Raw genomic sequence first — 8,645 nt, 5'->3', positions numbered from 1 at the left:
AATACTCAGAGCTAAGCGGCTCTGTCACGACCTTACTTTCTGAGCAAATTATTCCTATAAAAATTTATCGAGTGATAAACTTGTGGTATGGGTTGATAAATTTTAAAGGAGGAATTAGATGTTTTTAGCATTAAATGAAATCATGCATTCAAAATTACGGTATGCACTGGTGGCTGGGGTTATGTTTTTGATTGCCTATTTAGTATTTTTCTTGACGGGTTTAGCTTATGGACTTGCACAAGATAATCGCACAGCAGTTGATAAATGGGGGGCTGACTACATTGTTTTATCAAAAGATGCCAATACTAATCTCGGGATGTCGATGATAACGAAAAAAACGGCTCAAGCAGTAAAAGGAAAAGAAGTTGCTTACTTGGCACAGACTCCTGGAGTAGTGACAAGTAAGGAAAATGATGAAGCTGGTAAAATCAATGTGAGTTTTTTTGGGATTGATCCTGATCAATTTATTATGCCTAATCTTGTGGAAGGAAACCCATTTTCTGGAAACGATGAAGCGATTGGGGACATTAGTTTAAAAGAAGAATATGGTTTGAAAATTGGCGATACAATTAAACTTTCTGGAAGTAATAAAACGTTTGAATTAACAGGTTTTACAGAAAATGCAAAATTCAATGTAGCACCTGTTTTGTATACGTCGCTTGACGCTTATCAAGAGATTCGTTTTGAAAAAAACGATACAAGTGAAAATGCACGAATTAATGCCGTCGTTGTTAGAGGGAATGTGGATGATTTACCTGATGAACTTGAAAAAATAAGTATCTCAAAATTTATCAATGAATTACCTGGATACAGTGCCCAAGTATTAACATTTGGATTTATGATTGGTTTTTTAATTGTGATTGCGGCAATTGTCATCGGCATCTTTATCTATGTTTTAACGATGCAAAAAATCAATATTTTTGGTGTTTTGAAGGCACAAGGGATAACCGGCGGATTTATTGCACGTTCAGTCGTTGCACAAACCTTCTTGCTTTCAGTCTTTGGCATTGGATTGGGATTGGTAGGGACAGTATTCACTTCGTTTCTTTTGCCAGACACGGTACCTTTTCAAAGTAATTGGTTATTTTTTGGTGGAATCAGTGTCTTAATGCTAATCGTTGCTGTTTTAGGTGCTTTATTTTCAGTACGAACGATTGTCAAAATTGATCCATTAAAGGCGATTGGATAGGAGATGAAAAAATGAAAGCAATCGAATTTAAAGAGGTAGAAAAGAATTTTAAAGATGGGGATCAGATCGTCCATGCGTTGAAAAAAACAGATGTGAGTGTAGAAAAAGGCGAGTTTGTGGCTATCATTGGACCTTCTGGCTCAGGAAAAAGTACTTTTTTAACGATCGCTGGTGGTTTACAAACCCCTAGTATGGGATCTGTTTTGATCAATGGTAAAGAATTTAGTGAATTACCAGAAAACAAACGTGTGAAGTTACGGTTTAAAGAAATTGGCTTTATTTTACAAGCCTCGAACTTAGTTCCTTTTTTATCTGTAAAAAAACAATTGGTACTAGTGGATAAAGTCAAACATGAAAATCGATCACAAGAAGCAGCTGAACTATTTGAACAACTAGGTGTCAAGGAATTAATGAATAAATATCCTGAAGAATTATCGGGCGGTGAACGTCAAAGAGTCGCTATTGCTCGAGCGCTTTACAATGACCCTTCGATTATTTTAGCCGATGAGCCAACAGCTAGTTTAGATTCAGAAAAGGCCAGAGAAGTGGTTGATATCTTAGCGAAAGAATCAAAAGAAAAGAATAAAGCAATCATTATGGTAACCCATGATACTCGCCTGATTGACAAGTGTGATAAAGTATTTATGATGGAAGATGGTGTTTTTCAAGAGAAAATGAAATAAGTTTAAAAGAAGGTGTGCACGTGGTTCATCGTTATAATAAGGATACGCAACAAAAAATTTTAAAGGAAGCAAATCGTTTATTTATGTCTAAAGGTTATTTAGGTACTTCCACTCGTGAAATTGCTAAAAATGCTGGGATTACTCAACCCAATCTTTATCATTATTTTAGCGATAAGGAAAAACTTTACCAAGCAGTATTAGAAGAACATCTGATGACGGTTGGAGATGATCTTAGGAAGATAGTAGAAACAAGTAAACTTGGATTTCAGCAAACTTTAACAAATATGGCAAAATACTTAATTGAAACCCATTTGATTGATTTATTCATGATGTTGCATGATTTAAAATTAAATCTTTCAGCAGAAATCAGAAATCACTTATTTTATTTGTGGAAAAAAAATTACCGTGAGCCATTTGAACGGATCTTTGCAGAAAATCATCAGTTGCTGAGAAAAAATGTTTCTCAAGAATTAGCAGCAAAACATTTTTTTCTGTTATTAGCACCTTATATTACTGAATCTGGGCAATCAGAAGAACAACCGTTTGATGTAGCTACTTTAATTGATCTTTATTTAAATGGTGTAATTGTATAATAAAAATAACCTTAAAAACGACTGTACTCTTCGGTACATCGTTTTTTTTTTAGAAAACTTGATTCATTAAATGTGAGATTTAGCATGTTTTATCTGTCAAAAAGTAGGTTAATAGACAAACTATTTGCTCTTAAATGGATGGATAAAAGAAGGAAAAATGATATTAACAAGAGGTTGGTTGAAAATAGCATCTGTTTTTTGTGACTGTTACAAGAAAGAGGAGCAAAAAAATGATAATTTACTATGGCTAAAAAAATAACGTTAATATACCGTACAAAAAAATAAAAAGATGAAAGGGTTTGCTAAACTAATATTAGTCGAACAGACAAATACAGCGACAAATTTTATTTTTAAAGGAGGAATGCAAGTAAACTAACTTTTTGGGGATTGGTAGGAAATTGGTAGAAACAAAATATGAAAAAGAGGAGAAATAGAGAATGAAAAAGTTACAAAAAATTGGGTTAACAGCGATGTTATTCTCATCAGCACTTTCACTTGCAACACCTTTATTAAATAAACAAACGAATGTTCATGCAGAAGAGGCGCAAGAAATCACGCGAGCAACACCTTATCGAAATGTTATGTATTACGGTGATTGGTCCATTTGGGGCGGAGAAGGTAATTTTTATCCAAAAGATATTGCCGCAGATCAACTGACGCATTTAAATTATGCCTTTTTAGATTTTGATAGTAATGGTGATTTGCAGTTTACCGATCTGAGTGCTGCTGTGGAGTCTGATGCCGGATTAGTAGATGCTGGCTGGAATAATGCACGTTCTGGTTTGTTGAATGCGATTCAACATTTACGTGCAGAAAACAAGAACTTAAAAATTGGTGTTTCATTAGGTGGATGGTCAAAATCAGGTGATTTTTCTGAAGTTGCAGCCAATCCAACGAAACGAAAAAGATTTGTTGAAAATATTACAAAATTCTTGAAGTATACTAATATGGATTTCGTGGATGTCGACTGGGAATACCCAGCAGATGTTCGACAACCAGACCTTGTAGATAATAAAAACGATGAAGGAACACCGAATGCCAAACCAGAAGATAAAGAAAACTACATTCTTCTTTTAAATGATATTCGGGCTGCCATTGACAAACAAGGCGAAGAGTTAGGAAAAACCTATGAATTATCTGTTGCACTGCCTGCTTCTCAAGACAAATTAAATAAAGGAATCGACATTGAACGTTTATTTGATGTGGTCGATTTTGCTAATATCATGACTTATGATATGAATGGTGCTTGGAGCGAAACAAGTGGTCACCAGACAGCACTTTATGGTAATCCTGATGATCCAAGCTACGATAGCGGATTATCTGTTGATCAGACAGTACGTTACCTACAAGCAAATGGCGCGCCATCTGAAAAAATTGTCATCGGAGCTGCTTTTTATACCCGTGGTTGGAATGAAGTAGAAAAAGGTGACAATGAGAACTTACCTGGACTTTTCCAATCAGCTAAAAAGAATAATAAAGATGCAGATGGCACGCTTTCATATGGTGCACCGAATAAAAACCCTGTAAGTATTGGTGATGGAGGTCGTGCGGGTGGCGTTTGGCCATATCGAGACATTAATCAATTAATGAATCAGTTCTCTGGACTAAAAGAATATTGGGATGATACAGCGAAAGCCCCTTATCTATACAGTGAAACCACAGGTGAATTATTTACGTACGATAATGTAAAATCAATCAATTACAAAACACAATATGTAAAAGAACATGAATTAGGTGGTGTTATTTCATGGATGCAGTCACAAGATAAAGAAACGACTAGCACGAAAAGAGATGAATTAACTAAAGCCATTAAAAATGGATTGTTCGGCACAGCAAAATTGCCAGAAAATGAAATTGTTACGACTGATTTAAATGTTGAAGTAAGTCTTTCTACTTATTCTGAAAATAGTAAAACTGGTTATGAACTAGTCGTGAAAAATAATGAAAAATTAACTGAATCAAACACAGTTTTATCAGCAATTGAATTTGGTAATAAAACAATTAAATTACCAAAATTAACCTTAGCACTGAACACAAATGAGGTACTTGAAAAAGATGGTCATGAAGCTGGTACGGTTACTTCTGCCAATGGATTAGTTACTGTTGATTTAAGTAGTGTTTATGACGCGAAAGAATTAAAGCCGGGAACGACATATAAATTTAGATTAGCTTCAAATGCAACGAATGTATCAATCGATCACATTGATTCAATTACGTTATCACAAAGAATCGTAAATGCTGGACCAGAAATTTCTCAACAAACGATTTATGGGGATGGTTCATCTATTCCGACACCAACGCCAACACCAGAACCAGAAGAAAAAGAAGCACCTTCTATTCCTACAAATCTAGCAGTAAAAAGTGTTACTCAGAACTCTGTGACGCTTAACTGGTCAGCAAATGATGCAAAAGAAGGAGTAACTAGCTATGAAATTTATCGCAATGGAACACGTGTGGCTACTTCAACTTCTCCATCTTTTGTAGACACTGGGTTAACTGCTGATACTACTTATACTTACCAAGTAACAGCAGTCAACGTATACGGCACTTCTGCAAAAAGTCAACAAGTCACAGCAAAAACTTCTTCAGAAGAAATTGCGCAAGAAGATGCTTGGGTAGTAGGAAAAACTTATAAAGCTGGAGATATTGTGACGTATATGGGAAGCCGTTATCGTTGTCTTCAACCACACACAGCATACATTGGTTGGGAACCAGATGCTGCAAATTCTTTATGGCAAAAGCTTGTCTAATATCAGATTCTATAATTAAATAAAATTGAGAGATTGAAAAACTAATCGTTATTCAATAAAGACTTGAAACATTTCTACTTTCTTTGGGAATGTTTCAAGTCTTTTTTTGAGCTATGCTTCTTTGTTCATCGCATTTGAAAAAATAAGTTTACCTATAAAGGGAAGGAATTAGTCTGTTTTAAGACAAGTTTAAGTTTAAAAAAGTAAGCTTTATTTAACTGAATGAGGTGAGAAAGATGAAACGAGTATGGATAATTGTACTGTTTGCGCTTGCTGGTCTGTTTTTGATTGTCAAAAATGAGATTTTTGAACAGCAAACGCCAGCTGATCAGATAAAAACGAACCAAACAACAGCTGAGATAAAAAGCGAAATCACAAGTTCAACAGCAACAGAAACAAAAACATGGATCAAAGTGGGGAAAGAAGATAGTATACTTTATTCTGATGCTGACTTAACGCAGCCACAAGCGACAATCAACGGCGGAGAATTGACTGAATATGTCACTGAGACAGCAGATGCTTATCAAGTGACGACCAATGAAGGTGAGAGTGGTTATTTAGCACTAAGTGATGGTGAAAAGGTGACGACTTCGGTAAAAGAAACACCAACCAGTCTATCCGATGCGGTTATCGTACTCGATCCAGGTCATGGTGGAGAGGATACGGGGGCATTAAGCAATGACGAGCAGGTAGAAGAAAAAACAATCACCCTGAATACGGCTAAAAAAGTAAAAGCAGCACTGGAAGAAGCTGGAGCAACTGTGTATTTGACACGATCAACGGATGAATTGATCCAATTAGATGATATCTGCGCCTATAGCGAGTCGAAAAAAGCAGATGTTTTTATTAGCCTTCATGCAGATTCTACTGAAAATGCAAATGAAGCAACAGGCATTACCACGTATTACTATTACAATGATAATGAAAAATTAGCACAAAAAGTTGCTACTTCATTTGAAAGTTTGCCACTTGAATCTCGCGGGATAGCCACTGGAAATTATCAAGTGTTAAGAGAAAATTTCCAGCCAGCAATTCTAATAGAGATGGGATACATGAATAATGATTCTGATTTAGCAGAACTTACTTCAAATACGTATCAGAAAAAAATAGCGGAAAACTTAACCTCTGCTTTAAAAAACTATTTTAGTCAAAGTTAATTGAAATGACTCGATTCGCAGAAACTTAGCGATCGAGTATTTTTTTTGCTTTTTCTGTATTTGCAAAATGTAATTTAGCATAGTTTGCCAATAGTGAAATACCACCTTGTTGTAAAATTTTGGCTGCGATCTGATCAGATTTTGTTCCCGCTCCTGAAGGTAGATTCATCCCGATTTCTGCCGATTCTTTGTCTAATTCTTCTAAGAAACTTGCGCGACTGATAATGGAAGCAGCAGCCACAGCCAAATGGTATTGTTCCCCTTTTGTCACAAAGTACAATTTTTCTTGGATTTGGTTTTGTTCAAGTCGTGCATACTTTTTAAAGTTTGTTTCTGGTGTAAATTGATCAATCAAGATAGCGTCCGGTTTAGCTGGCGCTATTTTTTTTAACAAGAGGTGGATGGCCTGATTATGTAAGGCTACTTTCATCCGCACAGCGTTATAGGTTGGTTGGATTTCATTGTATTTTTTAGGTGTTAACACTAACAGTTGATAGGGAATGGTGTCTTTTAAAATATTTGCTAACTGAATAATTTGTGGATCTTTTAATTCTTTGGAGTCACGAACACCTAACTGCTTAAGTTGTTTTAACTTTGCTTGATCAACATAAGCTGCACAGACAGTCAAAGGCCCAAAATAGCTACCGTTACCAACTTCATCACTTCCTAGGACTGATAAAGAGGATAGATTTTCTGGTAGAGCCGAAGTTTTGCTTTTTACTTGTGGAGATTTAGTTAGTTGTTTTTCACCCCAGCAATTGGCTTCTTTTTCTGCATTTGCTCCTTGAAACATGACTTTTCCTGAGGTATACGCTGTAATGGTCGTCCCATTTTTTTTGGCTGTAAAAACAGTATAAGGTATTTTTTTAGATAGTAGATAAGGTTGATAGCTTTGTTTCATTTTCTCCATTTGTGTGGTGGTTACTTTGATGATGACGTTACTCATAAGTTCCTCCTATGTTTTTGTCAATAGTTCAAAAATTGATGTTCGTGATGGTTGAATAAAGAGTCTCAAGAATAGCTTAAATCCGACCATAAGACGAGACATAGCATTTTTTCAAAGTTTATCATATAATGATAAAGTAATTGTAAGAAATTTGTGTACAGCTGTTAAATCATTAACTTCATGGTACACTAGATAATAATTTTAGCAATAGGGGGAAATGATTCGGATGGCGCACGAGAAAAAACGTTACAAAGCAGTGATTGCCGACCAAACGTACACGATTATTGGACGAGAAACAAAGCAACATATGGATATCGTGACAAATTTGATCAATGAACAACTAATAGAGTTGAAGGAATTGTCACCACAAATAGATAATGAACAAGCAGCTATTTTAGTCGCTGTTAATGCGCTCTCGGATCAGTTGAAAAAACAAGAAAAGAATCTAGAACTTGAAAAAGAAGTGGCTAATTTAAAGAAAAAAATGATCAAATTTGTAGAAATGGAAAATCGAATCAAAAGAATTGAAGCGATTGAAAATGAAGCACGAGAAGTATTAAAAGAAAATGGTCAGACAGATCAAGTCATTAAGAATCATGTCGAAGCACAACAAATTTTAAATGAAAAAAGAAAAGGCCAAATCAAACAAAAATCTTCAAATTAGAAGTAAGAGAAAGGAACAAGGTATGTTAAATCTTTTGATTTTATTCATCTTGCTAATTGCGTTTTTTTCAGGTGCAAGACGAGGTTTTACGATGCAGATTTTTTACACGATCGGTTATATCTTGTCTTTTTTCGCAGCACAGTACTTTTATAAAAGCTTAGCGAGTCATTTAGAATTATATATCCCTTATCCAGCTGTGACATCGAACACTCAAATGGCTTTTTTCGAGCAAGCTTTTTCTTTTAGATTAGATGAAGCATTTTACGCTGGGGTGGCCTTTTTGTTGATTTTGTTTGCAGGAGGTTTAATCACTCGTTTTATCGGAATTTTTGTCCATAGTTTGACTTATATCCCGATACTGAGACAAGTGGACTGGATAGCAGGGGGATTATTATCGGTCGTACTTGCCTATATAACGATTTTCTTATTATTGAGTTTGCTGTCATTTGTCCCAGTCACGGCCATACAAAACCAATTTAGTGGACATAGTCTTGCCCGCTTTATTGTAGAAAAGACACCATTTTTAACGGAACAAATCCAAAATCTATGGATTACTAATGTGATTAAAAGCTAAATAAACGGAAGCGAAAGAGTAGAAAAAATAGAAGTTGTGACAGAACAGCAAAGACCTATTAGTCGATGCGAAATGTGACAACTTCTTTT

At 35.3% G+C, this 8,645-nt stretch carries 8 protein-coding genes; 7 read left to right on the top strand and 1 reads right to left on the bottom strand.

What is annotated here, in order from left to right:
• Positions 1 to 118: 118 nt before the first annotated feature.
• From EVI01_RS11060 to EVI01_RS11040, 5 genes are all read left to right on the top strand, one after another.
• Positions 119 to 1,189, top strand: a complete 1,071-nt coding sequence (locus tag EVI01_RS11060; RefSeq protein WP_010752587.1) for an ABC transporter permease — start codon at positions 119 to 121, stop codon at positions 1,187 to 1,189.
• An 11-nt stretch (positions 1,190 to 1,200) separates the two neighbouring features.
• Positions 1,201 to 1,872, top strand: coding sequence for an ABC transporter ATP-binding protein (locus tag EVI01_RS11055; protein WP_010752586.1), 672 nt, complete (start codon positions 1,201 to 1,203; stop codon positions 1,870 to 1,872).
• A gap of 20 nt (positions 1,873 to 1,892) precedes the next feature.
• Positions 1,893 to 2,465 carry a TetR/AcrR family transcriptional regulator gene (locus EVI01_RS11050; RefSeq protein WP_010752585.1) on the top strand — a complete coding sequence of 191 codons (573 nt, stop codon included), beginning with the start codon at positions 1,893 to 1,895 and terminating at the stop codon, positions 2,463 to 2,465.
• 437 nt (positions 2,466 to 2,902) lie between these two features.
• Entirely contained in the window at positions 2,903 to 5,215 is a 2,313-nt protein-coding gene (locus EVI01_RS11045) for a glycosyl hydrolase family 18 protein (RefSeq protein ID WP_010752584.1), read from the top strand.
• Between the two features lie 236 nt (positions 5,216 to 5,451).
• Positions 5,452 to 6,372, top strand: coding sequence for an N-acetylmuramoyl-L-alanine amidase family protein (locus tag EVI01_RS11040; protein WP_010752583.1), 921 nt, complete (start codon positions 5,452 to 5,454; stop codon positions 6,370 to 6,372).
• 25 nt (positions 6,373 to 6,397) lie between these two features.
• On the opposite strand, the gene rnhC is transcribed toward EVI01_RS11040, so the two are convergent.
• Positions 6,398 to 7,318 (bottom strand): ribonuclease HIII, encoded by a 921-nt coding sequence (rnhC, locus tag EVI01_RS11035; protein ID WP_010752582.1) that lies wholly within the window; start codon positions 7,316 to 7,318, stop codon positions 6,398 to 6,400.
• Between the two features lie 226 nt (positions 7,319 to 7,544).
• Between rnhC and zapA the strand changes: the two genes are divergently transcribed.
• Positions 7,545 to 7,982: a cell division protein ZapA gene (gene zapA, locus EVI01_RS11030; RefSeq protein WP_010752581.1), complete on the top strand. Its 438-nt coding sequence runs from the start codon at positions 7,545 to 7,547 to the stop codon at positions 7,980 to 7,982.
• Between the two features lie 22 nt (positions 7,983 to 8,004).
• Entirely contained in the window at positions 8,005 to 8,556 is a 552-nt protein-coding gene (locus EVI01_RS11025; RefSeq protein WP_010752580.1) for a CvpA family protein, read from the top strand.
• Positions 8,557 to 8,645 lie beyond the last annotated feature (89 nt).

It is taken from the genome of Enterococcus villorum, from assembly GCF_007990225.1.
Lineage (GTDB): Bacteria > Bacillota > Bacilli > Lactobacillales > Enterococcaceae > Enterococcus_B > Enterococcus_B villorum.
This window is presented reverse-complemented; position numbering and strand designations above follow the sequence as displayed.